The sequence below is a fragment of the Williamsia muralis genome, from assembly GCF_002735905.1.
GTDB classification, from domain to species: Bacteria; Actinomycetota; Actinomycetes; order Mycobacteriales; family Mycobacteriaceae; genus Williamsia; species Williamsia muralis_A.
Genome location: NZ_PEBD01000008.1, coordinates 534,733 through 559,922, shown reverse-complemented (window position 1 = coordinate 559,922; position 25,190 = coordinate 534,733). Strand labels below are relative to the sequence as shown.

Below are 25,190 nucleotides of genomic sequence, written 5' to 3'. Positions count from 1 at the left end.
TCACGCTTCGATCATTCGCCTGCGCGGCACGCCACGAAAATCTCTGACTGCAGAGCCGCCTCGCCCGGGGAGCCCGGTCCGGCACCGCGCATGGCCACGCCATCAGCCGCTGGGGACGTCGTCGACGGTGTATCCAATCCAACGTTCGTAGTGGTCGGCCGGCGCCAACTTGGGGAAAAATTCCCGTCGAACGTCGGCGATGAGTTGCACATAGTCAGAGCCCCCGGTGAGGGCCGCGGTTCGTAGTGCCCCGATGGCTGCAGCGAGCGGTTTCTCCCTGCTGGCTTCGATCAGCGCGTTGACTGCATGTTGTGCTGCGACAACGGGGATCCTGTCGCCGCTATCGGTAGTGGTCCACAGTTTGATTCTGCTGTCGGCGTTGAAGGCATCCCAGACGCGTTCGTATTCTGCGGGTCGTTCAAACGGGGGTGGTAGCGGTGTGCCGTTGTCCAACGCGGCGAGACCATCGCGAATCCATTCGATATCGGCGATGTCGGCGATTGTATAGGCGCGTCGAGCGGCCCATGCAGCGATCTTGCGTAGTTTCGGAGCTCGGGCACGGGCCATGGCATCGACAAGCATTCGGTCGTGACCGGCGAATTCCTTGGCGTAAGCCACCCCGCGGAGCTTGTCCGTAGGGGGTCGTCCGCCCCAATCGATGGCCTGCTGTTTGGCCCAGATCGCCATTTGCTCGTAGCCGTACTTGATGTGCATGCTGGCATCCATCGCCGGATCGGGGTCCCACCAGTTCCGTGTCTTGTGGGTGACGATCTCGTCACTCCATGCCGCATCGGTCTTGTGAAGTCGGCGCATCACAGCGGGCTGGGTGGCCTTCCAGATCTGCATTAGATACCACTCGGTGGGCTCGTCGACCGTCATATCCCACTTGGCATCACGCCCTCGGGCGGACACACGAAACGTGTTCAATCCTCTGATGATTGGAAGCTTCGGAAAGTCAGGGACATAATCGCCATCCAAGGTGATGACACGAATGGGTTTGCTGACTTTCACTGTTGCTTCCTCGACCATCTCCCACTCGCTGGAGTTGTCAAAGTCGTCGGGCTGTCCGTCAAGCACTTCAACGGTCAACGACACCGGCCCGTAGGCAACGCCGGTCATGATGGTGACGAAGTTCGGGCCTACCTCCATGACGCTGCCGGTTACGGCGGGTTCGTAGGTTTCAGCAGACGGCGATCCCACTACGAACTGATGGTGGTCAACCTCCACAGTCCCAGAGAACGTCACGAGACCCGTCCCCGCAACAATCCTCTCCGGACAAACCTGAGCGCCACACCGCCGTAATAACTCGACGAGCTCCCCACCGCTTCCAGCATGTAAAAATAATACGTACCGAACACGATTCACATCGACTTACCCAGGGATCCTCCGCGCCAATGGTCGCACCTCGCTCACCACGTGCAAACGTTGTGCGGGCGCTCAGATTTTCGAGCCAGCCGAAGTCACATCGCTCGGTGTTCACCACATTCGGCATTCCAGGTAACAGAGCATCGACCTCGGCGGACACTGCAGAGATACAGCCCCCCGAACAGCAATTCGTTCTCGGTCCACTCATCAATCCGCCAACCGGGCGAGATCGCAGCACAACCTGTTTGGCTGCGATTAGTTTCGTCGTCTCGTGCGGTCTATTTACCTGTACCAGTCGATTCGACCATCCAGGAGCCCCCTTTGTCCCGCACCCGAGTCCACAACATGAACGTATCGCTGGATGGCTATGCCGCGGGCGAGTACGTGACGTTTGACGCCCCGATCGGCGATGCCGGCCAGCTCTTCGATTGGTTCGACGGACGCGTCATCCACGGGATCGACCAGGTAGACGACCCAATCACCTTGGACCGCGCCGTGACCAGCCTGTGGGGCCAGGGCATCGGCGCGGAAATCATGGGCCGCCGCAAGTTTGGTCCCCAAACCGGAGACTGGCCTGACGACGGGTGGCGCGGTTGGTGGGGCGATGAACCGCCCTTTCACACCCCAGTGTTCGTCATGACCCACCACCCACGCCCGAGCATCGAGTTTTCCAACGGCACCAGCTTCCACTTCGTCGATGCGCCACCCCAAGAGGTGCTTCGAATGGCCCGTGAAGCGGCCAACGGCAGGGACATTCGTCTTGGTGGAGGGCCGTTGACCGTGCGGCAGTTCCTGCAAGCCGACCTTGTTGACTTCATGCACCTGACGATCGTGCCCGTCACGCTTGGACGGGGCGTATCTCTCTTGGATGGCCTACCCGATGTCGAAGACGGTTTCGTGGTCGAGACCGTCACTTCACCTAGCGGGCTCACCCATCAATTCTGGAACAAAGCTCGCCACACGTAAACCGAATCCCCTGCCTTCTGTCGCCCTGCGAACCTCGGTTCTCGGCAACAGATCGCCGCGCGGGACGAGAATCCGACACACTCCCTGAAGAAACAACCACGTGTCGACCTTTCGAACATTCTCAATACTCACGGTGGCATGCTGCCTTACAAAAGCCACTCACCGATTCACAATTCGCTACGATCTGCCTGGTGGCTGCAGTTGCCAATTGGCCCGGCAGATGGAGTGATGGTTGATGCCCAGGTTTTGGAATGCACTCGGCGATATTGCAAGACGAAAGCATTCGATCGGCATCCAGTCGAAACTCCTGATCATGTTGCTCAGCGTCAGCGTCATCTCGGTCCTCATCACCGGCGCAATCGGGTATCGGTCAGGTACTGATTCGCTACGCCAAGCCGAGTTCGACCGTCTGACTCAGCTTCGGGAATCACGGGCTCGTGAGATCACGGCCTTCTTCACGAACGTGGCTGACTCGGCAACGGTCATCACCCACGGAGCCACCACAATCAACGCTGCCCGTGAATTCACCGAAGGATTCGAGCAATTGGAGAACGCGCCCCTGCCGGAGGGCGCGGAACCCAGGCTGGATGCCTACTACCAAGACGTCTTCGCGCCAAGGCTCAGCAGCAGCACAGGCCGGACGGCAGACCCGGCCATGTTCGAACCCGCCGGCAACGCCGCTCGTTACCTGCAGTCTATGTACACGGTCCCCGCGGAAGGCGACACGGACGCCGCAATCGCCATGGTCGATGCAGGCGATCCGAGCCCGTGGACGCAGGCGAACAAGCGGTACCAGAGCTTTTTCGGTGACCTCACAACACGATTCGGGTTCGAGGACTCGCTCATTCTCGACACCTCGGGCAACGTGGTCTACAGCGCCTACAAGGGTGTCGATCTCGGCACAAACCTCGATGACGGCCCGTACAAAGGCACCGTGTTGACCGACGGCTATCAGCAGATGATGCAGGCAACGTCCGTGGACGACACACTCATCACCGACTTCGAAAGATACCCGGCGTCCTTCGACTTGCCCACTGCCTGGGTATTGGCACCGATCGGAGCCGGCAACGCCATCACCGGCGTCCTCGCGTTGCAGATCTCCATCGACGAGATCAACGAGGTGATGACCGGCGACGAGGGCTGGAACAGAGATGGTCTCGGCGATACCGGCGAAACCTACCTTGCCGGCGCAGACAAGGTGATGAGGTCGGTCGCCCGCAAACTGGTCACCGACCCCGCAGGTTATGAGTCCGACGTCATCAACTCAGGCACCGACCCCGCCATCGCAAAACGCCAAATCGCCGTGGGCGGGTCGATTCTGCTGCAGCCAGTGGACACACCGGCGGTCAATGCCGCGCTCGTCGGTGAGCACGGTGTGAGGATCGAGCGCGACTACAGCGGACCCACATCGCTGGTCGCTTATGGGCCGGTCGACATCCCCGGTCTGGACTGGGTTCTCGTGGCGAAGATCGACGAAGACGAAGCGTTCGAACCGGTCAACGACTTTGCGCGGGACATCGCGTTGTCAACTGCGGCCATCGTATTGGTGATCTGCCTGCTGTCGCTGGTACTCGCGCGAGTATTCACCCGGCCTCTGAAAGTCCTCTCCGACGCCGTTCGAGAGGTCAGTTCCGGCAACCTCGGCGCGACCGTGCCGGTGCGGTCGAAAGACGAATTTGGAGACCTCGCAGCGGCATTCAACGACATGAGTGCAAGCCTGCAGACCAAGCAGCAACTCCTCGAACAGCAGCAACAAGAAAACGAGGAGCTGCTACGAACGCTGATGCCAGAGCCTGTGGCACGCCGGTATCGCGACGGCGAGGAGATCATCACGACAGACCACCGAAACGTGTCGGTGATATTCGCCGAAGTCATCGGATACGAGGAGTTCGCCGGCACTCTGTCGTCGACCGAGTCGCTGGGCTTGCTCAACACGCTCATCGACGAGTTCGAGGCCGCCGCCGAGCTTCGTGGAATCGAACGGGTCCGTGGTCTGCGCAACGGGTTCCTGGCCACATGCGGCCTGGTGGTCCCGCGGGTCGATCATGCTGGGCGCACAGTGGCTTTCGCCATCGAACTCAGCAAAATAGTGCAGCGTTTCAATGCGCGGCACAATGCGCGACTGGCCCTGCGTGCAGGCATCGACAGCGGGCCGGTCTCCAGCGGATTGATCGGTCAGAAGACCATGATGTACGACCTGTGGGGTGAGGCCTTGGACCTCGCCCACCGGGTCCGTTCGGCCACCGGGGATCCGGGGATCTTCGTCAGCGACCGCGTCCGCTCAAACCTCTCGGGCATGTATTCGTTCATCGACGCCGGCACGGTGCAAGGCGTAGACGGTACGGAGTCCGTGTGGGTGTTGACCGTGAGGAGCGACGATGAATGAGCTCACCGACCAAGAATGGTTCTGGCCGGCACTCGCGGTGGTCGTCGGACTGCCTGTCTTACTGCTGGTCTTGACGGAAGTTCATGCATTCCTCGTCAGACGATCGAGTAGCTACGCCAAACCTGTTGTTCTGTTGCGTAATTACGTTCTGCCGCTGTTGGCACTTCTGCTCCTCATCGACCAGGTCGACGGCGCAGATGTGGACGCCACCTGGACGCGGATCATTGCAACGGTCTTCGGCTTCTTGATCATCCTGTTCGTGCTCTCCGGCGCCAATGCGGTCCTGTTCGGCGAAGCTCGCGCAGGGTCATGGCGCGAGCGCTTGCCATCGATTTTTGTCGACCTGGGCCGGTTGGTGCTGATCGTCATCAGCCTGGGCGTCCTCTTCTCGTGGGTCTGGGGCACCGATGTCGGCGGATTGTTCACTGCGCTGGGGGTGACGTCGATCGTCATCGGTCTGGCTCTGCAGAACGCAGTCGGACCGATCATCGCCGGACTGCTCCTGCTGTTCGAACAGCCCTTTCGGATCGGCGACTGGCTCGACACCGCTGCAGCCAGAGGCCGTGTGGTCGAGGTCAACTGGCGAGCAGTTCATATCGACACGGGCAATGGACTCCAGATCATTCCCAACGCCATGCTCGCAACCGGTTCCTTCACGAACTTGAGCCGCATCCAGGGTCCGACGTTCAATTCGATCGCCACCCTTCAGTACTCCGCCAATGACGCGCCCGGGATGATCGCCTCCACCCTTCTCGAAGTCGCCCGCGATCTGCCTCTCCGCAACCCGAGGCTTGACGCCACGGTTACCGACCTGGGCGAGGCGAAGTACAAGGTGACAGTGCCGGTGAGCGCCCCTGCGCACGAAGGGCCCACGAGATCCACCCTGCTTCACAGGGCGTGGTACGCCTCACGCCGAGCCGGCCTACATCTCGACGACGCTGAGTACAGCCTCGACGGAGAACGTGATCTCGTGGCCGCAGAAATGGCCACAATCGCACCGAGGCTCCACATCGGCACCGAGGACACGGAGATGATCATCCAGAACTCGAAAGTGCTGCAGTACTGCGGAGGCGAGGTGATCCTGCGCGCCAAGACGGTGGCCGACCACATGCTCTTCATCGTGACAGGCTCGGTGGCCCTGAACGTGCCGACGGAAGACGGGGGCGAACTGGGGGTCGGCGATCTGAGCGCGGGTGAATACCTGGGCATGACGGCCCTCACCCGGCAGAAGGTCATTGCCGGCGCGCACGCGGTCGTCGACACCACGGTCATCGCAGTCCCGCGGGCAACCCTCGATCCGATCGTTCGCAGGAATCCTGGACTGGCACAACGGCTGGACGAAGCAATAGAAGTTCGGCGGCGTCTCGCCGGTGAGGCGCTCTCACAGTCCTGATCGAAACCCGATTTGGGGCAGTGCGATAGCTATCGCGGCCGTTGCGTGCTCGATCTGTTCACACTGTCAGTGGGCGCGGAATCGTCCCGGGCTCATCCCGGTGACCCGCCGAAAGGCCGTGCCGAATGCACTCGCCGACCGGTAGCCGACGCTGTAGGCGACCTCGTCGATCGCCTCGCCCCGGGCAAGTAGCTCGATGGCGTGCTGGGCTCGCGCCGTCGCGATCCATCGGCTGAACCCGACACCGGTTTCGGCGTGGAAGACCCTGGTGATGGTGCGGGTGCTGACATCGAGTCGAACTGCCCACTGTGCCAACGTAGTCGAGTCGCTGGGGTCGGCCCGAATCGCCGCGACGATCGGCGAAAGGAGCGCCGCCGTCGGCACTCGCAGCGACACCTCGTGCCTCGCGGGGGCCAGCACGTCCAGCACCATCGCCTCTGTCGCCGTCCGCGAGGAGGGGTCCAGCCCGTCGACCGTCAGCCGATCGAGCAGCAACAACAGTAACGTGGACATCTCGACCGCCACCGGCTCGGCCGAGATCGACGGAGCTGCACGGAAACTGAACTGGGCGGCACGCAAGGTGATGCCCTCCGGTGTCCATCCCGAATGTCGTACGCCCGCCGGCACCCACAGACCCACAGACGGTGTGATCGCCCAGATCCGTGACCCGATGGTGGCCGTCGACGCTCCCCGCTCCGTCCAGAGCAGCTCATGCGTGGGATGGGAATGCTCCTCCCAGAACGTGTTACGCGCCATCACCTCGAAGTTGCCCGCGATCACGAACGGGACGTCGATGGCATCAGCCTCGTAAACCGGCAGCATTCGTTTGTCGACTGCTTCCGCAACCGGGGTGTCGTTGTGCCGACGCCCCTTCGTCGTACCGGGCGGCAGATCCTGGATGGTCATGGCAGCCGGGCCAGGTGCAGATCTGAGCGAAGGTGACCGCAGGTGGGGCGTGAGGCGTTCATGAGTTGCAGAACTCGATCAGCTGATCGCGCTCGCGGTCGACTGCGCGGCGATCCGCTGCGGACACCTTCAGCAGGTACTCGACCTCCACCGTGATTCGCTTGCCGTCCTTGCGGGGATTCCAGATACCCGCCACCCGACCGTCGACAAGGACGAATCCGGGGGAACGGCCGTTGGGCGTGGTTGTCTTCTTGAACACGTCGTCGTCGATCACCCGTCGACGATCGGCACCCTGGGCCAGCACGATGTTGTCGAAGGGCGCAACCAGACGGGCGGGCGCATCGACCCCCTCGTCGGCCGGCGCCAGGCCTTCGATGTCGAAGAGTTCCTCGCCGTCGGGCCCCTGCAGCTTCGCGAGCTCCCAGTCCGCTTCCATCGCCTCCACGATCGGGCGCAGACCGGTTATCCCCGACCACGTCTGAATGCCGTTGATCGATGCCGGGCCGAACCCACGCAGGTAGAGCCGGACCAGATCGGCGATGGCTTCGTCGCCGGTCACGGCAGGTTCGCCCGACCCGCACCAGTCGTCGAACAGCTGATAGGTCGTGGTCGCAGAACCTCGCCACGTGCCCCGCGGGGGCACCTGAACCAATGACTCCAGGCAGCGCACCACTGTCACCAGCGACGATGCATCTGCTGCCGGCCAGCGCTCCGACAACGCCGTCTTGAGGTCCTTGACAGTCATCTGATTGCCGCGCAACAACTCTCGTCCGTAGTCCACCACCTCAGTGGGATCGGCATCACCGATCAGCTTGTAGTGGTTCGACCGCAACACCTTGTCCATCAGAGGTTGAGTGAGCGGCCGGATCCATCGCGCATCCTCACTGTCGATGAGGAAGACAGTGCTGCGCAGCAGAGCAATTCGCACCACCTCGCGTTCATCGATCAGCTGATCGAGATCAGCGGGGTCGAAGTCGGCGATTCGCGACCAGAGGCCGTAGAACGCGGACTTCGGGTCTTGCGACTGGAGGCCGACGCAACGGTCGAGCACCTCGAGGACGTCTTCGTCCACTCTCTCGAGTAGATGCTGACGCTGCAGGAGGGTGCGGTTCCATTGCCGCATCGACAACGTCGTGCTCATGGTTCGCGTCGGCCCGACGACGCCCGCGCCTTCGCCAACTCTCCGAACGTGGCCGCGCGTGCATCCGACCGGGCGCCCGTATCGCCGATTTGCTTGTCCACCAGGATGACCTGGCCGATGAACGGTTCCACGATACCCACCATGCGAATCGGAGCGGCGATGATCAGCTGGAACCCGAACTGTTCGAATGCGCGGAGTGACTGCGAACTGAAGGTCTCGTCGGACTTGCTGAACGCCTCGTCGAGCATGAGTGGCGCAAACCCCGGACGATGGTCCTCGCCGTGGCTCAGCGAAAAGCTCAAGGCCGCAGCCAGACAGAACGCCACCAGCTTCTCCTGCTCGCCGCCGGAGTTGGATGCGGTGTTGCGGTAGGTGTGCACTGGCGGGTCGTCCGGTGCGGCATCAAAACTCAGCTCTTTGCCGTAGAAGGTGTAGCTGTTGCGTACGTCGAGCACGTTGTCGCACCAGCGGCGATTCTCCGCGTCGGTGCCGGTGAGCCGGGCCACGAGCCCTCGGATGCGATAGAACTGCCGCGCCAACACCGCGCCATCACCCGACTTGGCCGCAGGCGCGTCGCGGATCATCGCGTCGACGATCTTGCCGAACTCCCGCGACTCGTCGGTGGGATTGTGCAGCTGCGCGATCTGCAGGTAGGTGCCCTCGTTGAAGTCGACCCTGCGCAGGCCGATGTTGACCTCGGCGATGCCCTGTGTGATGCGCTTGTTGGTATCGCCGATCTCCTTGTACAAGTTGGAGACCGAGTGACTGATGTCAGTGGTGATGAGCTGTCGGAACCGTTGCTGTGTCGACGCCAGACCGTGCTCGACCAGGCTCTGATGAATCGACACGAGATCCGACGCGTACTCCACCGTGGCACTCAAGTTCGCCGCGGCCTCCGGCCACTCCCTCAGGAAGGCCTCGGCGGCGCGGACGATTCGGTTCTCGGCACCGTCACGTTCGGCATTCGCCTTGCCGACAACGGCTTCGAGCGAATTGCGCAGATCAGACCGCACCTCGCCGTAGTTGTCCAGCGTCAGCGTCTTGCCGCCGTCGGCGAGCGTCTCGGCGAGCACCTCCGCCAGATACTCCCGGTCGGAATCGTCGAGTTTGGTGCCCTCGTTCTTGACCTGCTCGAACTCGGCGAACCATCGATCCCAGTCCGAGCCGATGTGTCCTAGTTGATCACCCAGCGCACCCACCCGAGCGACGGCCTCTCGCCAGTCGGCCCGGGCGATCTCCACCTGCTCCTCGAGTTCGGCGAGATCCACCCGGTTCTCGCGAACGCGATCGATGCGGGCGTTGAGTTCGTCGGCATCGCGCCGCGACGACCACCAGTTCAACTCGGCCCATGACGCATAACCGGTCAGGGCATCGGCGTTCTTCGCGCGTTCGCGGTTCTGCTCCAACAGGTCCCGCTTGTCCTGCGCCGCCTGCCGCGCCTGCTGATACCGGAATTCGAGTTCAGCCTTGAGCTCCTCGAGAGCCGTGCGCTTGCCGTCGGTGTTGGAGCCGAGGATCCACTGTGTGCGGTCGGACACCGATCGCCGATCGTCCTTACGGAAACGGTCGCGGCCGGACTTCACCAATCCCTGCGGGGTGACCGCGAGTGTGTGGTCGTCCAGCTGGGACGGCAGATCGACGCAGATGTGTTCGGCGCTGTGGGCGACAACTGTGGCCAGCCACGCTCCCGCCGGGTGTTTCCGGTCGACAATCAGTTTCTCGGCGAGCGAACCGCGAACAGGGTCGGCAGCAACCGCTGAGTCTTCTTGATAGACGCGGTATTCGAGCACCCCGCCGATGTTGGTCCGGTTGACGAACTCGCCGATGGTGGTGCGGTGCCGAGCCGGCACGAGCATGGTCATACCCAGTCCGCGCAGCACTCTTTCGGCGGCGCCGGCCCATCGGTCCTTCGCCGCGGGGTCGACGTCGATCAGTTCGGCCGCGAACGGCAACTCGGCGGGCGGAACGCCAGTGGCCTGCGCAATGCCATCCCGCTGGGCGAGCACCTCACGCGGCAGGAGCGACCGCCGGGTGTTCAGGCTCGCCAGCTCCTCCACGACAGCCTCGAACTCGCGGCGCGCATCGGTCTCGGCGGCGAAGAAGCTGTGTGCCGTGGTGGCCAACCTGTCGGCGGCTTCTCTTGCCGCCCTAGCGATCTCCGGCGCACGCATCCGCAGGGCGGCGAACTCGTCCTGGGTTTCGGGGGTCTGCTCCCCCAGTCCGCCCACCAATGTCGCATACCGCTCGTAGGCACGGTTCCGGGCCGTCACCTGCGCCTCGAAGGATTTGAGCTCCGATTCCAGGGTGGTGAGCTCGCCCTTCTCGGCGGTCAATTGGTCGCGGAGCGAGCTGTGGCGCTCCTCGCGTTCGTCCGCAAGGTTCTCCCAGTTGGCCACCTCGTTGTCCAACCGCATCCGGTCGGCGTCGATCTGATCCAGACGCTGCTGCAGGAGGGTCAGCCGATGCTCGCGCATGAACGCCCTCATCGGCGGACCCAGCAGCGTGCCGGCTCGGGTGGTGGATTCTTCAGCACTGCAGTATGTTTCCCACGCCGCCGGGATCGGACGGAGGACCTGCTCCTGCGCGTTCGCGCGCGCGGCGGCCTGATACGCCTCGTCGAGTTGAGTGAAGTTCTCCACCAGCCGTTCGGCTTTGGCGTAGGTGTCGGGCCGATCGAGCATGTACGTCCGGATGAACAGGTTGAGGTCACCGACGTTCTTCATGGCCTTCGCCTTGCCCATCAAAGACAGGGCTGCCGACGACTGGCCGATTCCAACTCGTCGCCTCAGCGCCTCCTGGTAGGCGCTCTGCACATCGAAACACTCCACGGTCGGATTGGCCGACCGGTACCGGCGGATGTCGAATCCGTTCTGCGCCCAGGTGTTCAGGCCGAGCAGGTCGAAATGCCCGTCGTGCAGCTGGTACCACGACCGCAGCGAACTGCCGTCGGTACCCGAACCCGGGAACCACTTGATCGCCACCGCGGTGGTGGCAGACCCTGCGCCGTTGTCGTAGGTCGCCGCGATCGCCGACCAGGTGGCGCCGTCGGCACGAAGGTACTGCACCTGCGACTGGTTGTAACGGTCGTCGTTCTCCGCCCACGCGCCGCGCACGTAGTCGGCCATCGACCGGGCCGCCTTCTTCGCGCCCTTGGCCGACAGATCGGCCGACGCGTTGAACACCTGGTCGTAGGTGGGCAGCAACACCACCGAATGACCGTCCATCATCGACGACTTGCCCGACCCGGACGGCCCGGTGAGCATCACGCCCCGCTCGTCGATCGGATAGTCCTTGTACCCGTCGAACGTTCCCCAGTTGACCAGTTGCAATCTGGTCAAACGGAATTGGCCGATGTTGAGGGTGCGCTTGCCCGCGGGGGCGGCCAGTGGCGATGGCGTATCGCGGTCAACCGGTCGAGACCCGCCGGCTGCGTCCACTTCCAGGATCTCGGTCATGACGTGCGCTCCTGGTCATCGAGTTCGGTGAGGTCGGTGCCCACTTCGGTGTGCTCACCGGCAAGCCTGCGGTAGGCCTCGGTGTAGGCAGCCACCTGTTCGGGCCCGAGGAGCGAAGCGATCACCCCGTGCACCACAAACCGGTCCGTTCCCGGCAACGCTCGAATGATCTTTCGTGATTCGAGCTGATTGATGGCCGCATCGATCCGTTTGATGAAGCCCGCCTCGTCGGTGTCGGACACCGGCTTGTAGGTGAGCATGTGGTCGATGATCTCGCCCCGTTCGGTCACCACCGATTCATCGGCACTCGTCAAGTACTTCTGCCGCAAGAACAGCGCAAGGACCGACGCTGCCAGGGTGAGTGTCTGCGCGCGCAGGATGTTCCGCTGCCGCGGGTCGTTCTCAGACACCTGGCGGGTGAACGCGTACTTGTGCTCGCGGTTGATCTCCAGCTGGAGATTCAGCTCCGACAGGCGAGACCGAATGATTTCCTCGTGCACCTCGATGGTCTTCCAGTTACGAGACCGCGCCGACACGTGTGCGGCGGCGACCAACTCCTGCAGCGCGTAGCAGACCGGCGCAGGCAGAGCCGAGGTGTCACCGTCGAACCGGGCGTCGATCCGTGCCTCACTGATCGTTCCGACCGGCTCGGATCCGTCGAATGCGAAGTGTGACAGGTCGACCGATGGTTCACTGATCGCTTCGGGTGAGTCGACGAAAAGATCGTCGCCTTCCTGGACCACCACATCATCTTCTGGCGTGCTCACCGGGTAGCACCTCGGACAGGCTCGGCTGGTTCATCGAGCAAATGCATCACCTCGTGTGGCTGAGCGGTTATCGGATCGGGCAGCATATGTGTGAATCGTACTGCGGGCAAACGGATCTCGCGCATGCCGCGAGCCGTGTGGGCGAGCACGGTGACCTCGTCCCGTCCACCATCTGCCGCGCCATGGCGCTGGGCCAGCGACCAGATGCCGATCACGTCACCGGTACGGGCCGTGGGCAACAACGCCAGCACATCGTCGATCTCGGCGGGACCGTCGGCCACGGCCTCGTTCACCGCGTCGGTCAGTGCATGCCAATCGATCGATTCGGCGCCCACCAGGTCGGCAGGGTCGATGTTGATCTCACCCACGGTGTCGGCAACCGCGCCAGGCGAATCCACGATCCCGTCGTGAAAGATCAACGCGCCGACCGAATTGGACGCAGCGGCGCTCATCGGTACCGGGATGCCCAGGTCTTTACCCGGCCCCGCGTGCACGAACGCAGCGGCCGCGGCGCGCTGCGCATCGGCGATCTGGCTGCGCAACGCGCGATAGTGCAGGAAGTCGCCGTCTTTGACGAAGGTGTTGATGCGCCGGTAGACCTGACCACGTACCTCGTCCACCGACTGCACTTCATCCCACATCCGGTCGATGAAACCGGTGAGTGTGTCGAGGATGTCGTGCGGGAGATTCGGGATGCCCTCGGCGATCTGCCGGATGCTCGACTCGAGGTCGTCGCGCAACCGGTGATCCGCGATCAGTGTGTAGAAGGTGTCGAAAGCCTTGCCCTCGTCGGAGTCCGCCAGCGCGTCATGACCGTCGAACATCCGGTTGAGCACGTCGGCATGCGATCCGTGCTCGGCATCGAGGCCACTGGTGAGCAGGGCGCGGGAGTTCTCGCGCATCTTCTCGCCGTATCCGATGATGTCGGCGGGCATCCGCTCGGCCAGTGACGTGACCATCCGGATGTCGTCGAGCACCCGCCGCGAATCGACCGCAGGGATGGCGCCCGCTGCGAGTTCCTCGCGCCGTCTGGTGAGCTCGGCGATCTTCTGATCGATGTCGCGGATGTGCTCGCCGGGATCCGGGTTGATCGACACAGCGATGTTCGACAGCCGCGACATCACCAGTTCGAGCACGGTCTCGGTGGCCACGGTGCGGTTACGGCGTACGGCCTGAACCTGTGCGATGGCCTGGGTGGCGCCGCGGGTGAGCTGGTAGCGCTCCCGCTGGGAGTCGGCATGCAAGGTGCGGGCGAGGTAGCCGGCCCGCACCCAGCGGTCGAGCAGGTCGTCCGCCGTGGGCAGTTCCCAGCCTCGCTCGGTCCAGTGCACGGCCAAGTCCGCCAGGTCGCGGTCGATACCCGCCGCGAGATGGTCGCCGTCCACCTGACCGTCGGCCAGACGCGCAGCCATGATCGCCAGATAGGGCACCGCGTTCCGGGACCTCAGCAGTCGCAGGGTGACATCGCTGTCCGCGTTGTCCCCGTAGGCGGCGTAGAGCTGCGCCGCTGTCGGGCGTGCCATCGGACCACCTCACTTTTTCCTGCCATGGCGAGCTCACCCACCGACCTACTGCCCGCAACTCGGCGCTCATGACGGGCGGCAAGGCCCATCTGGTTGCCCGCAGCGATGATAGTTGGCCGGCGCCGCACTGTCGGTCCGCGGTCGTGCCGACGCGGTGTCGATCAGCGGTAGATCTCGGCGTAGATGGCTTCGATCTCTCCCGCATTCGGAACCCGCGGGTTGTTGGCGGGCGACCCCGACTCCAGTGCCTGCTCGGCCATCAGTGCGGACAGTCCGAACCAGCGGTCGCGGCCGATGCCACATTCTCTCGGCGTGGGGACGGCGAGGTCGCGGCACAGATCGACGATGGCATCGACCAGCCGTTCTGCGGCGATCTCGTCCGAGGTGTCCGGATCCGCGCACCCGAACGCGCGAGCGCAATCGGCGTATCGAGAGGCCGCGGCCAACAGGGAGAACCGGGTGACCGCGGGGAAGAGCATGGCATTCGACAATCCGTGTGCGAGATGAAAGTGCGCCCCGATAGGCCGGCTCATCCCGTGCACCAAGGCCACGCTGGAGTTCGAGAATGCGATCCCCGCCTGCGTGGAGGCCAGCATCATCGCTTCCCGGGCCTCACGATCGGAGCCGTCGGTGTAGGCCCTGCGCAGATTCCGGCCGATGGTAGTGATCGCCGACAGACTGAACCCGTCGGAAAACGGGTTGTTCTTCCGGCTGACGTAGGCCTCCACCGCGTGGGTCAACGCATCGATACCCGTGTCGGCGGTGAGACGCGGCGGCATCGTCATGGTGAGCTCGAAGTCGACGATCGCGGCCACCGGCAGAAACGCCCGACCGATGCACAGCATCTTCTCGTCGCTCTCGCTGTCGGTGATGATCGTGAACTGGGTGGCCTCCGAACCACTGCCTGCCGTGGTCGGTACGGCGACCACCGGGAGGCCGGCACGGTCATTGCGCAGAGGCGCCTTGTAGTCGCGCATCGAGCCGCCTTCGACGGCGAGCAGAGCGAGGGCTTTCGCGGTGTCCATCGGACTGCCCCCACCGAATCCGACGAGGAGGTCGGCACCGTGGTCACGCACCGCACGGAGCCCGGCGTCGAGCGAGGCCGTGGTGGGGTCGGGCACTGTTCCGTCGAAGTACACCGCATCGACGCCGGCCTCGGTCAGTGCGGTGATCAACTGATCAACCCGTCCGCCGCCTGCCAGGTAACTGTCCGTGATCACCATCGGTCGCCGCGATCCCAATCCGGTCACCACGTCGACCAGCTGATCGAGTGCGCCCGCCCCGATTCGCATCTCGCGCGGTAGACCGACTGTGCTGACCAATGGCTGATTCCTTTCGGCACGGGATGATTCGCCACCCACTGCGGAAAGCGGACGTCGACGACCGCTCTTGTACGACCACCCTATTGCGGCGACGTCCACCCCGACCGGAGTTCGCCGACAGCGGTCCGTCGAACCTGGTCAAACGACCCACATCGGCCTGCCGCGGCTTTGCGGGCGCTCGATCCGGTACCCGATTCGCCGCAGCTTGAGTACTGCGCCCATACGTGTTTAGCTGTGCATCACCGGGGTATGTGATCGTTATCACTGACGACCCGCAGGACCACGAGTTGACGAGGGGGGATCGGGTGGCGGCCTCGACCGACAGCGGCAGCGGCGTACCGGTTTTCGACCGCCGGCCCCGTTCATGGCCTGGCGCTGAGCCCATCAACGTCGGAGCACGATGCATCACCACCGGCATCAGCGTGCTCGCTCTGTTTCTTCTTTTGCTCGCCCTGATTTTTGTCGCGTAACCGGCAGCTGAGCCGACTGTGTTCGACCGTTAATGCGGCACCCCGGCCCTCGTAAAACACCCCAGCGCAACCCCCGCAAACCTCAACCGGGCTTGAGGCGCATTGCTCACGTCCTATTGCACAACCCAATTTCCTGAGCAAGGGTGGAAGTTGCACTCGAGGGATAGATCCCAGAGGACATCAATAAGGGGGCACGCGTGTCCCCACATAGTGAGAGGAACAATGTGTCTGAATACACCTTGCCGGATCTGGACTACGACTACGCAGCACTCGAGCCGCATATCTCCGGCAGGATCATGGAGCTGCACCACAGCAAGCACCACGCCACCTATGTGAAGGGCGTGAACACCGCACTGGAGAAGTTGGCGGCTGCGCGCGAAGACGGCACCATCGCCGACAAGGTCTTCCAGCTGTCGGCCAACCTGGCCTTCCACCTCGGCGGCCACACGAACCACTCGATCTTCTGGAAGAACCTGTCGCCCAACGGTGGCGACAAGCCCGAAGGCGAACTGGCAGCGGCAATCGATGACCAGTTCGGCGGGTTCGACAAGTTCCAGGCGCACTTCACCGCTGCGGCAACCACTTTGCAGGGCAGCGGCTGGGCGATCCTCGGATACGACACCATCGAGGGCAAGCTCGTCATCCAGCAGCTCACCGACCAGCACGGCAACACCTCGGTGGGCCTGATCCCCGTGGTCATGCTCGACATGTGGGAGCACGCCTTCTACCTCGACTACCAGAACGTCAAGCCTGACTACGTCAAGGCATGGTGGAACGTCGTCAACTGGGCAGACGCCGCGGAGCGTTTTGCCAAGGCACAGGCACAGGGCTCCGGCCTGATCGTGCCCGCATAAGCACTTTCGTACAGCCCTTTTCGCAGGCGGCGGTCACCCCACTCGGGTGGCCGCCGTCGGCGTCTTCGCCCCCAGAGGGAAACTTCCTGTTAACCGCCGCGATTAGCACTCGAGTCGGGTTGTGTGCCAATCGTTTACCGGGCATGCTGCGAATAGAGTTCGACACTTGGTCAAAGGCGACCTGAGCAGAGGAACTTCCGGCAACAGGAGGTAACCATGAGCGAGGACGCCACCGGCCATGAAATGTCGCGGTCCGGGTCGATACCCATCGGACTGACCCCGTTCCACCGCCACGGCGAGCTACGCGGAATCCTGATCTCGGGCCGCTGGCCCGACACCACCCTGGAGTGGACGCAGACACTCGTCGCATCGGTACGCATCGCCTGCAGGCCGGGATTCCTCCGCACCACCACCGTGTTCAGCGTCATCGAGGACAAACCAGAGGTGTGCGACCCTGACACCGTCGGGTTGATGCTCGCCGTCGGCAGCGTGATCGACAACAACTTCACCGAGGCCGGCCCGTTCCACACTCCGCCGCCCGCGTTGTTCATGCTCCATCCCCCGTCCGAGACGCGACCGTCCCTGCCCGAGTGTTCAGACGTTGCCTCGGGGTGCGTACTGCTGCCAGGACTTCCCGAACTCGGCCTCGAACACCGCGCAGGATGGGCCGAAGCCGAAGCCGACGGCACCGTGGTGACCCTGCGCAATCAGGTAGGTCTGGACCTGGGAACCGATCCCGATACCGCTGTCCTGGCGATGCTCCTCGCTGCTTGAGTAGTGGGTGACCGGTCGGGAAACCGGGCGACGCTCGGTCCGTAGACCGAGCAAACGCAAGTTGCGCGAGCGGTAGGTCCGGCCCGCTCGGGAAACCCGCCGACGCTCGGTCTGCGGGGTCCGCAAATCCCAGCCACACGAGCCGCCAAACCAGCCCCCGACCACCCATGTCCGCACGTCACAGCGTCGCGGCAACCCTCCCGTGAATTACCGGGTAAGGGAACCCTAATGTTCGGGTACCCAAACTTTTGAAAAAGGGCTCCCTACCTGCGTAAATGCGGGTATTCGATCAGTTGCAAACAGTCGTGAGCGGCGCTTACGTTGGTTTGGTGATATCCGCACTCCTGGTCAGCTTCGGCGTGATCTTCGTGGCCGAACTCGGCGACAAGTCCCAGCTGATGGCAATGACGTACGCCATCCGTTACCGCTGGTGGGTTGTTCTGCTCGGCATCACGGTGGCCACCACCGCCGTGCATGCGGTCTCTGTTCTCTTCGGACACGTACTCGGTCTTTCGATCCCCACCGACCTGATGACAATCGTCGGTGGACTTGCGATGTTGCTGTTCGGCTTCTGGACCCTTCGCGGCGACAGCCTCGACACCGACGAATCCGACAAGGCCGATCGGGTGAAGAAGTCGGTGCTGTTCGCGGTCATCGGATCTTTCTTCCTCGCCGAACTCGGCGACAAGACGATGCTCGCCACCATCACCCTGGCCACCGACCACAACTGGGTCGGTGTCTGGATCGGATCCACCGTTGGCATGGTCGCCGCCGATGCCCTGGCCATCGCCGTCGGCGCAGTCCTCGGCCGCAAGCTCCCCGAAAAGGCGATCGCATACGGCGCGGCTGCACTCTTCTTCGTCTTCGCCGCGTGGCTCACCACCGACGGCCTGGTGACCGCCAACAACTTCATCGTCACGATGGCCACCATCACCGCCGTCGCCATGATCGTCAGCGCCGGCACCTGGTACGTCCACAGCCACCGCGAGCAGAACCGGGCCGCCGAACGCGAACGACTCCTCGCCGAGTCGGAATCGGAAGCCGGCCTTTCCGGTGAGCACTCCGCCGGCCTCGTAGCCGAGCGGCCTGTCGCCACAGCCACTGACTAGGGTGATCCCAGCGGGCTGAACAATCCCCGCGGACACTTTGTAGAAGGGACGGCATCAGTGGAGATCTCAGGATCAGCGGTATTGGTCACCGGCGGAGCATCGGGACTGGGCGCGGCAACAGCGAAGCGCTTCGCCGATGCCGGGGCGGTTGTGTTCGGGCTCGACCTGCAGCCCTCGATCGACAAGGCAACCGCGGTGGACGGCGTCACTCTCCTGGCGGCTGACGTGACCAGCGAAGCCGATGTCGATGCAGCGCTGGACACCATCGCCGAATCCGGTGCCCCGCTCCGCGTCGCCGTGAACTGCGCCGGTGTCGGCTGGGCCAGCCGGATCCTGACGAAGAAGGGTCCCCACGAGCTCGACCTGTTCAAGAAGGTCATCGAGATCAACCTGGTCGGCACCTTCAACGTGATGCGTCTGGCCGCGAACCGGATGCAGAGCCAGGAAGCGGTGGACGAGAACGACCAGCGCGGCGTCATCATCAACACCGCGTCGGTCGCGGCTTTCGAAGGACAGATCGGGCAGATCGCCTACACCGCATCCAAGGGCGGCGTGCACGCCATGACCATCACAGCTGCCCGCGACCTCGCGCAGGTGGGCGTGCGGGTCAACACGATCGCACCGGGCACCATCAACACCCCGATGCTCGACGGGATCACCCCGGAGTTCAAGAAGACGCTCGAAGCCGGCATCCCGTTCCCCAAGCGTCTTGGCGATCCGAGTGACTACGCCAAGCTGGCCGCGTTCATCGTCGACCACGACTACCTCAACGGCGAGACGATCCGCATGGACGGCGCACTGCGGATGGCTCCGCGCTGACCACTGACGTCACCAGCAACTGAACACTCAGACCGGACCGGCCTTCAGCCGGTCCGGTTCTGTTTTTGCCGCGACGTCACCGAGCTCTGCCGCGACGGACCGGAACTGCGCGCCAGTTCACGAGATATCCGCAGTAGCGGTGCGGCGTCGCTGTCGAGGTCGTCGCCGACGCCGGCGAGGACCTGCCGGACTGCCCCGGCTGAGCCGCCGAGGTCGACATAGGTATTCACCGCCTCGCGGAGTGCGGTGGCCTGGGCCGCCGATTCGAGTTCGTCGAAGTCGTCGGGCAGATAAGGGCTCAGCTGCAGCAATGCGTCGCGGATCTCGACCACCCGCCGCTGGAAGAGCCAGATGATCGAACCGTCGAATGCACCCTGCGGCGGCGACGGCAACACCACCCCAGGAAGTGCCGAGGTGGTCAAAGTCCATAGTGGCTCGAGATCCCGGTACTGGCTGCGGTGCCGTCGGTCGTGGAGCAGCGACATCACACGCGCTCGCACCAGCGGGTAGCAGATACCGGCGAGGAACAGCACCGCCCCCAGGACGGCCAGGACGGCAGCGACGTTCAGCAACACATTCAGGTGCGCGACGTGCAGTCCGGCGGTGACGACGTACAACGTCTGTATCAGGGCCGCGACTCCCAGCAATCCCAGGCCGGTCGACAGGATGATCAGGGAATGTCGGAGATATCCCTCGGCGTGACGTACGTATCGCCCGATCGACACCACGCAGGCCGCCATCCCATACGCCACATAGCAATCGGCGATCACAAAGAAGAGCGCGTATCCGACATGGTGCACGGTCCAGTCGGACATGTGCTCGGTGCGGACCGGCGCGGGCGTGGCCAGCATCGCCACGTTGAGGCCGATGAGGGTGACCACAAGCGGGATTGCTTCCACGCCGGCGCGCCGCTGCCGCTGCTCCTCGGTTGTCCCGTACAGAAACACGACCACCAGTGCGGCGACACCGATCGCGAGCAGGCAATAGATCGACAACCGGTCCGCGCCCGGGAAGAAGTCGTCGTTGAGCCACTGCCGTACGCGCGGGTTACCGACCACGAAAGCGAGAGTTGTCGCCGAGATGGCGACGGTCATCGCGACCGGCTGCAGGCCGGCGGATTCCCTGCGGAGGCGGTCGATACGCCAGCACAGTGCGAGGGCGAACAACGCCAACGCGATGGCGTTGACTACCCCTACAACCATCCGTTGTGCCCCCCGAGGATGCTCTGGATTCCCCGTAATCCATCATGGCCGGCCGTCTTTCCGACGCCCTGGGTGGCTTTTGCCGCCCATTCTCCTATCAGTGTTGCCAAAAACTCCGCTTCCCATTCACGTTCATCGGAATAGCACGTCCGACTCAGTGCATCGTCGGTGTTCTCGCCACCTGCCGGGCTCCCGATCAGCCGGTTCTCGACCTGGTCGAGTAGCTGGTGACCTGCGATGAGGTGGCCGAACTCGTGGATGATGATCTGATCGCGATGGAGCTTGGTCGTGGCAGCCTGACAGAAGAAGTAGTCCGCGTCGGCCGCCACCAACCAGACACCGTTCGGCATACCGGCAGGCATCGGGTGCGCAACGATCTTGATCGGCCGGCCACGCCGGGCGCCGTACAGATCGCAGAGTTGTTCAGCGTCGAGAGGCAGATCCAGGTCGAGACCGCCGAGTTCGCGGCGGCACAGTGCCCGTAGTTCGCGCTCGGATCGCATGCTCCATCTTAAGACGGGGCCCCCGCGATCAGTCTGCGGCTTCGCGGCTTTCGACCACGCGAAGTCCCGAATGACCATGCCCCAATTCGGGTTCGGCCGACTTGAGGAGGTCGGGCGGGTCGGCGGGCAGACCCTGCTGAACCCGGAGGACCTTGATCAGTTCGTTCACCACGGTGACCGAGTCACTCGACAGACCGGCAAGCCGGAACGCTGCGAGTTGAACGTTGCTGTCGGCCTGTAGCCGCATCAGGTCGATCTGGTCGCGAGTGCGCTGGGCGGCCCGATCTTCCAGGAAATAGTGGACGTCGACGCCGAATGCCGCCGAGATTCCCTCGACCGTGCGGAACGAAGGCGACTTGGCCTTGCCCGACCGGAGCTGGCTCAAGTAGGACTCACCGAGACGAAAGCCCAGTTCAGTGGAGCGATTGGCGATGGCTTTGGCGCTGTAAGCACGACCATTGGGGCCAGGGACCGTTCGGAACAGCTCTTCCAGACGTCGCGCGAACAGACCGGGATCAAATGCGTTCTCGGTGTCTGCTTGGTCCATGTTGTCGGTCATGCCACGCTCCACGCGCATTCTCCGTGTGCCTCCCAGTGAGGGCCGATCACCGAACGGAGACCAGCCAGAAGTATGAAATTCACTACTCCGCACGCCGTGTTTGCCATATGGTAGCTTACAGCCCTGAGGCAGCCAAACAGCTTCACGCTGCGCGGAGTCGGTCTTCGGTACTTCACTTTCGGGCTCGTTCAACGCTGATCGAGCCCACCTGAATAAACCGTGAAGATGCCGAAAATTCAATAACCCGCCCCTGGTGATTTCCGGACTGGAGGACTCGATGCCGAAGCATCGTGTGATGCGCCCGACCACGGTGTGGTTCTCGGTGCTCGTCGCGTCGCTGGGGTTGGTGGTCGGTGGCATTCTCCTGGCCCTGACCTCGCCGTCCGCGGCTGCCGATCCCGAAGTCCCGTCAGAGGTCACGGTGACCTCCCGGCCCGGCTCCGACAGCACATCACCGACAAACTCCGGAAACGGCAACGCCGACCACACTCCGGGCATGAAGAGCACCGAGACGTCACGGGTACCGGCTCGATCGGCCACCGGCCCGACGCCGGACCTCGGTCAAGGTGACGGCAACAGCGGTAACGGCAACAACGGGAACGGTAACGGCAACACCGGCATCCCCGGGAACAACGGCAACACCGGTAGCGACGACGACGGTCTCCCCACGGTCCCGACCGCCGAAGTACCCGGAATCGAATTGCCGGCCATCACGATTCCGAATCTTCCGATCCCGGGCCTGCCGATCCCCGGTATGCCGACACCGGACGCATCAACTCCGCCGCCGCCAGGCTCCCCCACACCCGGCTACCCCACGCCCGGCTCCCCGGCACCGAGTACCGGGACGCCCGAACTGACCCCAGGTGACTCCGAACAGGCTGTCCCACAGGGCGACCCGCTGTCCGACCCGAGCACCCCGCCCGCTGCCACACCAACCGCGTCGTCCTGCCTGATGGGCGCCGGGACCGGTGGCGGCTGCGCGGGCGCCGAGGTGGCTCGCGATCTGTCGCCTGCCGGACTGCTCGTCCTGGGTTCGGTCGCCTTGTTCGGTAGCGGCGCATTCCTCGAGTCGCTGCGCAACGGCCGCGGCTGACTTCTCTCACTTCTTCAGCTGGCGGCGGGATCAATCCGGGCCGTAGGCACCTCATCGCGCCCGGGCACGACAGCAGGCACGGGTAGATCCGAACCCAGCGGTACCTGCTGAGCTGCGGTGGTTGTCATCCATTCGCGCAACGCCTTCGTGGCGCGCACATCGTCCTCGTTGTATTCGAGCAATCTCACCCGCTGGGTCTGATCCACCTCTTCGCCGTCGCGGCCCACTGCCCGCCGATACCACTGCATCGACGCCTCGCCGCCGGCTTCGTCGTCGCGCCAGTGGAAGCCCGCGTGGGGCGCCACCTTCTTGAGACCTTTGCCCTCAGGACTGAGGAAGTTCACGCTGACGGCCTCGTAGATGTCGACCCAGTGCGGTGAGTTGATGAACTCCTGCACGGTTTCACGGCTCGGCACACCGGGCGATCCTGCGAACCTGTCAGCCGACCCGAGGAGCCAACGATTCTCGGCCTGCTGCGAATAACAGTAAGCCGCAAAGGTTTTGCCCTCGCTCAGGGCCTTGTCGCGCTCGTCGATCAGCCATTGCCAGAACTCGGCGAAGGAGCGGGCCTCATCCTGGGTGGGCAAGGGTTGCCAGGTGACGAAGGGGCGGTATCTGACCGTCCGCGTGGAATCGGTGTTGTCGGTGAGCAGCGTGCCCCACAGGTAGGCGCCGTCGTCCTGGTAGCTCTCCATGTCGACGTCGACCTCCACGTCGGCCCGCGCCACCTGCACCTCGGGCATTCGCCGGATCAGCGTCACCTGAGCCAGCCAGGCACGCGCCAACAGGATCGAGTCAGCAAGGCTGCCACCCGGCCAACCGTCGGGCACAGGGCCGTCGTAGGCGGCCAGTTCGTCCACCGTGCGAACGCCCACCGTCGCGAGCAGCTGGGTCAGATTGCCGTTGACCACCAGGCTCACATCGCGTGCCTCGTGCAGTTCCGGACCGCACTTGGACCACCACGCGCAGTTGCGGCACTCGCCGATCCGCGACGGCGCCGTTGATATCCGGCCCGCGGCGATGCCGGCTCGGCGCTCCAGCAGCGCGTCGTATCGGACCAGCGTGTCGGTGAGGTCGAGGACCACCATGCAATCGGTGTCGAGGCCGATCACCGCGCCGACCGGTTTGCCGGTCCCCGGGTCGACCGCTGCGACGCCGAGAGCCTCGAGCATCCGGTACAGCTGCGCCAGCCGAACGGTGTCCCGCGAATTGCCGCGAACCTTCCGCGTCTCGTCGAGCATCGGCTGCCAACTCCACACCGGGCTGGTCACCGCGCCCGATCCGGGGTCGGAAGCCTTGTGATTCACCACGATGACCGGCACGTAGCCCGGCTTTCGTTGCGGATCGTCCATTCGGATCAGCAGTTCCGCCCATCCGCGACGGCCACCGGCCTCGTCGTCGGGCAGGGACGCGCCCCAGATCCATCTGGCCCCGGATGCGATGGCCGCCATGGTTCGCTCGGCCCGCTGTCGGCTACTGCCGCCGCTGCCCACGTCGGCCCAACCGCTGAGCTCGATCGAATGGACCGCATGGAGCATGTCGCGAACACGCTCACGGTGCTCGGCCGCCGCTTCTTTGCGCAGCGTCACCGCGGGGTCTTCGGCGACCTTCTCTGAGCCGTGGAATCGGGAATCGAGGGCAAGCCGATGTTCGCAGCCGCTCAGATCCCTGGGACTGAGCAGCGGCGGTCTTGTCGGGCCGGATGGCACCGATGAACGAGTTGCCATCCACACCATCCTCTCCTCACCGATCTGGGGCACCTGCCGTACCCCCGCTATGTAATGCTTGTACCGCAACTGCAGGACAATTTCGTCAACCGCCGACGGCGATGCTCGACCAAGCCAACGAGAGGTCCCCAACGCATGGGTTTGTTCAGTTCCGGACGCAAGAGCCGGGCACAGCGCAAAGCTGAGGCCAAGGCCCTCAAGGCGAAGGCCAAGCTCGAAGCCCGCCTCGAAGACAAGTCCGGGCGAAAGTTCGCCAAGGAAGAGCTCAAGCAGCAGCGCAAGCTCGCCAAGAAAGCGCGCAAGGCGCAGGCCAAGTCGGACAAGAGTGCTCTGAAGATCGCCGACAAGACGAACTCGGCGAGCGTCAAGATCGCGCAGGCCAACGCCAAGGCGGTCGCCGATGGCAAGGTTCTCTCGCCCGCTCGGGTGAAGCGCTATCTGCAGGTCGCCAAGGTGCTCTCGCCGATCCTGGTGCCGATCGCCTACCGCGCCAGCACTGCGGCCCGGGAGCAGATCAGCCGGATCCAGGCCGATCGCGCAGGTGTCCCTGTTGCCGAGCTGAACAAGTACAGCGGCCATGGCGCCGCTCTGTCGGCACGCATCGCCGGTGCGAACTCCTCCTTGCAGACCCTCACCGCCAAGCATCCGTCGGACGCCGAGACCAAGACCTTCGCGTCGACGATGAATCAGCGGCTGTCCGACCTGTCCACCGCTGTTGCGGCAGCCGAACACATGCCCGCCGCACGGCGCCGCAGTGCGCACGCCGCCATCAGCCGTGAGCTGGCCGCCATCGACGCCGATCTGCTCGCACGCCTCGGAGTGCGTCCCTGACCGCTCTGGCCATCCTCCTGACCGC

General features: G+C 63.9%; 20 protein-coding genes. 9 read left to right on the top strand and 11 right to left on the bottom strand.

Annotated elements, in window-relative coordinates; translation table 11 throughout:
• Positions 1-102: 102 nt before the first annotated feature.
• Positions 103-1,227, bottom strand: a complete 1,125-nt coding sequence (locus CSW57_RS11645) for a transposase (protein ID WP_223249200.1) — start codon at positions 1,225-1,227, stop codon at positions 103-105.
• 459 nt (positions 1,228-1,686) lie between these two features.
• Between CSW57_RS11645 and CSW57_RS11640 the strand changes: the two genes are divergently transcribed.
• The 3 genes from CSW57_RS11640 to CSW57_RS11630 all read left to right on the top strand — a co-directional run bounded on the left by CSW57_RS11640 (position 1,687) and on the right by CSW57_RS11630 (position 6,110).
• Complete coding sequence (locus CSW57_RS11640) at positions 1,687-2,331, top strand: dihydrofolate reductase family protein (RefSeq protein ID WP_099382900.1); 645 nt, start codon at positions 1,687-1,689, stop codon at positions 2,329-2,331.
• Positions 2,332-2,644: 313 nt separating this feature from the next.
• Complete coding sequence (locus tag CSW57_RS11635; RefSeq protein WP_189339219.1) at positions 2,645-4,717, top strand: adenylate/guanylate cyclase domain-containing protein; 2,073 nt, start codon at positions 2,645-2,647, stop codon at positions 4,715-4,717.
• Positions 4,710-6,110, top strand: coding sequence for a mechanosensitive ion channel family protein (locus CSW57_RS11630; RefSeq protein WP_099382898.1), 1,401 nt, complete (start codon positions 4,710-4,712; stop codon positions 6,108-6,110). The genes CSW57_RS11635 and CSW57_RS11630 overlap by 8 nt, the downstream gene beginning before the upstream one ends.
• Before the next feature lie 66 nt (positions 6,111-6,176).
• On the opposite strand, the gene CSW57_RS11625 is transcribed toward CSW57_RS11630, so the two are convergent.
• The 6 genes from CSW57_RS11625 to CSW57_RS11600 form a co-directional block, all read right to left on the bottom strand.
• The gene (locus CSW57_RS11625; protein ID WP_099382897.1) at positions 6,177-7,016 is read right to left on the bottom strand and encodes a helix-turn-helix domain-containing protein; all 840 of its coding nucleotides are present in this window, start codon (positions 7,014-7,016) and stop codon (positions 6,177-6,179) included.
• A 58-nt stretch (positions 7,017-7,074) separates the two neighbouring features.
• Complete coding sequence (locus CSW57_RS11620) at positions 7,075-8,157, bottom strand: winged helix DNA-binding domain-containing protein (protein ID WP_099382896.1); 1,083 nt, start codon at positions 8,155-8,157, stop codon at positions 7,075-7,077.
• Positions 8,154-11,612 (bottom strand): ATP-binding protein, encoded by a 3,459-nt coding sequence (locus CSW57_RS11615; protein WP_099382895.1) that lies wholly within the window; start codon positions 11,610-11,612, stop codon positions 8,154-8,156. Before CSW57_RS11615 ends, CSW57_RS11620 begins: the two co-directional genes overlap by 4 nt.
• Positions 11,609-12,379, bottom strand: coding sequence for a DUF4194 domain-containing protein (locus CSW57_RS11610; RefSeq protein WP_099382894.1), 771 nt, complete (start codon positions 12,377-12,379; stop codon positions 11,609-11,611). The genes CSW57_RS11615 and CSW57_RS11610 overlap by 4 nt, the downstream gene beginning before the upstream one ends.
• Positions 12,376-13,902 (bottom strand): DUF3375 domain-containing protein, encoded by a 1,527-nt coding sequence (locus CSW57_RS11605; RefSeq protein ID WP_099382893.1) that lies wholly within the window; start codon positions 13,900-13,902, stop codon positions 12,376-12,378. The genes CSW57_RS11610 and CSW57_RS11605 overlap by 4 nt, the downstream gene beginning before the upstream one ends.
• Before the next feature lie 161 nt (positions 13,903-14,063).
• On the bottom strand, positions 14,064-15,224 hold the full coding sequence (locus tag CSW57_RS11600) for an iron-containing alcohol dehydrogenase (RefSeq protein WP_099383337.1): 1,161 nt from the start codon (positions 15,222-15,224) through the stop codon (positions 14,064-14,066).
• A 694-nt stretch (positions 15,225-15,918) separates the two neighbouring features.
• Between CSW57_RS11600 and CSW57_RS11595 the strand changes: the two genes are divergently transcribed.
• The 4 genes from CSW57_RS11595 (at position 15,919) to CSW57_RS11580 (ending at position 19,250) form a co-directional block, all read left to right on the top strand.
• Positions 15,919-16,548 carry a superoxide dismutase gene (locus CSW57_RS11595; RefSeq protein ID WP_030167355.1) on the top strand — a complete coding sequence of 210 codons (630 nt, stop codon included), beginning with the start codon at positions 15,919-15,921 and terminating at the stop codon, positions 16,546-16,548.
• Positions 16,549-16,764: 216 nt separating this feature from the next.
• Positions 16,765-17,322, top strand: coding sequence for a hypothetical protein (locus CSW57_RS11590; RefSeq protein WP_023955086.1), 558 nt, complete (start codon positions 16,765-16,767; stop codon positions 17,320-17,322).
• 329 nt (positions 17,323-17,651) lie between these two features.
• Positions 17,652-18,431 (top strand): TMEM165/GDT1 family protein, encoded by a 780-nt coding sequence (locus tag CSW57_RS11585; RefSeq protein ID WP_099383336.1) that lies wholly within the window; start codon positions 17,652-17,654, stop codon positions 18,429-18,431.
• Positions 18,432-18,488: 57 nt separating this feature from the next.
• A complete protein-coding gene (locus CSW57_RS11580) occupies positions 18,489-19,250 on the top strand; it encodes an SDR family oxidoreductase (protein ID WP_099382892.1) in 762 nt (253 codons plus the stop codon).
• A gap of 44 nt (positions 19,251-19,294) precedes the next feature.
• On the opposite strand, the gene CSW57_RS11575 is transcribed toward CSW57_RS11580, so the two are convergent.
• The 3 genes from CSW57_RS11575 to CSW57_RS11565 are packed head-to-tail and all read right to left on the bottom strand — an operon-like array spanning position 19,295 to position 21,514.
• A complete protein-coding gene (locus tag CSW57_RS11575; RefSeq protein ID WP_099382891.1) occupies positions 19,295-20,452 on the bottom strand; it encodes an MAB_1171c family putative transporter in 1,158 nt (385 codons plus the stop codon).
• Positions 20,443-20,955 (bottom strand): hypothetical protein, encoded by a 513-nt coding sequence (locus CSW57_RS11570; protein ID WP_099382890.1) that lies wholly within the window; start codon positions 20,953-20,955, stop codon positions 20,443-20,445. The genes CSW57_RS11575 and CSW57_RS11570 overlap by 10 nt, the downstream gene beginning before the upstream one ends.
• 28 nt (positions 20,956-20,983) lie before the next feature.
• Positions 20,984-21,514: a helix-turn-helix domain-containing protein gene (locus CSW57_RS11565; protein ID WP_099383335.1), complete on the bottom strand. Its 531-nt coding sequence runs from the start codon at positions 21,512-21,514 to the stop codon at positions 20,984-20,986.
• 277 nt (positions 21,515-21,791) lie between these two features.
• Here CSW57_RS11565 and CSW57_RS11560 point away from each other — a divergent pair, with 277 nt between their 5' ends.
• Entirely contained in the window at positions 21,792-22,607 is an 816-nt protein-coding gene (locus CSW57_RS11560; RefSeq protein WP_143696521.1) for a hypothetical protein, read from the top strand.
• Between the two features lie 14 nt (positions 22,608-22,621).
• Here CSW57_RS11560 and CSW57_RS11555 read toward each other — a convergent pair whose 3' ends face one another.
• The gene (locus CSW57_RS11555) at positions 22,622-24,334 is read right to left on the bottom strand and encodes a TM0106 family RecB-like putative nuclease (RefSeq protein WP_099383334.1); all 1,713 of its coding nucleotides are present in this window, start codon (positions 24,332-24,334) and stop codon (positions 22,622-22,624) included.
• 135 nt (positions 24,335-24,469) lie between these two features.
• Between CSW57_RS11555 and CSW57_RS11550 the strand changes: the two genes are divergently transcribed.
• Complete coding sequence (locus tag CSW57_RS11550; protein ID WP_023955102.1) at positions 24,470-25,165, top strand: DUF6474 family protein; 696 nt, start codon at positions 24,470-24,472, stop codon at positions 25,163-25,165.
• Positions 25,166-25,190: the final 25 nt, after the last annotated feature.

Excerpts from the sequence above, each read along its gene's own strand:
- CSW57_RS11635 (WP_189339219.1), top strand. The coding sequence starts at position 2,645 with ATGTTGCTCAGCGTCAGCGTCATCTCGGTCCTCATCACCGGCGCAATC.
- CSW57_RS11630 (WP_099382898.1), top strand. The coding sequence starts at position 4,710 with ATGAATGAGCTCACCGACCAAGAATGGTTCTGGCCGGCACTCGCGGTG.
- CSW57_RS11625 (WP_099382897.1), bottom strand. The coding sequence starts at position 7,016 with ATGACCATCCAGGATCTGCCGCCCGGTACGACGAAGGGGCGTCGGCAC.
- CSW57_RS11620 (WP_099382896.1), bottom strand. The coding sequence starts at position 8,157 with ATGAGCACGACGTTGTCGATGCGGCAATGGAACCGCACCCTCCTGCAG.
- CSW57_RS11615 (WP_099382895.1), bottom strand. The coding sequence starts at position 11,612 with ATGACCGAGATCCTGGAAGTGGACGCAGCCGGCGGGTCTCGACCGGTT.
- CSW57_RS11605 (WP_099382893.1), bottom strand. The coding sequence starts at position 13,902 with ATGGCACGCCCGACAGCGGCGCAGCTCTACGCCGCCTACGGGGACAAC.
- CSW57_RS11590 (WP_023955086.1), top strand. The coding sequence starts at position 16,765 with ATGAGCGAGGACGCCACCGGCCATGAAATGTCGCGGTCCGGGTCGATA.
- CSW57_RS11575 (WP_099382891.1), bottom strand. The coding sequence starts at position 20,452 with ATGGTTGTAGGGGTAGTCAACGCCATCGCGTTGGCGTTGTTCGCCCTC.
- CSW57_RS11570 (WP_099382890.1), bottom strand. The coding sequence starts at position 20,955 with ATGCGATCCGAGCGCGAACTACGGGCACTGTGCCGCCGCGAACTCGGC.
- CSW57_RS11565 (WP_099383335.1), bottom strand. The coding sequence starts at position 21,514 with ATGACCGACAACATGGACCAAGCAGACACCGAGAACGCATTTGATCCC.
- CSW57_RS11560 (WP_143696521.1), top strand. The coding sequence starts at position 21,792 with ATGCCGAAGCATCGTGTGATGCGCCCGACCACGGTGTGGTTCTCGGTG.
- CSW57_RS11555 (WP_099383334.1), bottom strand. The coding sequence starts at position 24,334 with ATGGCAACTCGTTCATCGGTGCCATCCGGCCCGACAAGACCGCCGCTG.
- CSW57_RS11550 (WP_023955102.1), top strand. The coding sequence starts at position 24,470 with ATGGGTTTGTTCAGTTCCGGACGCAAGAGCCGGGCACAGCGCAAAGCT.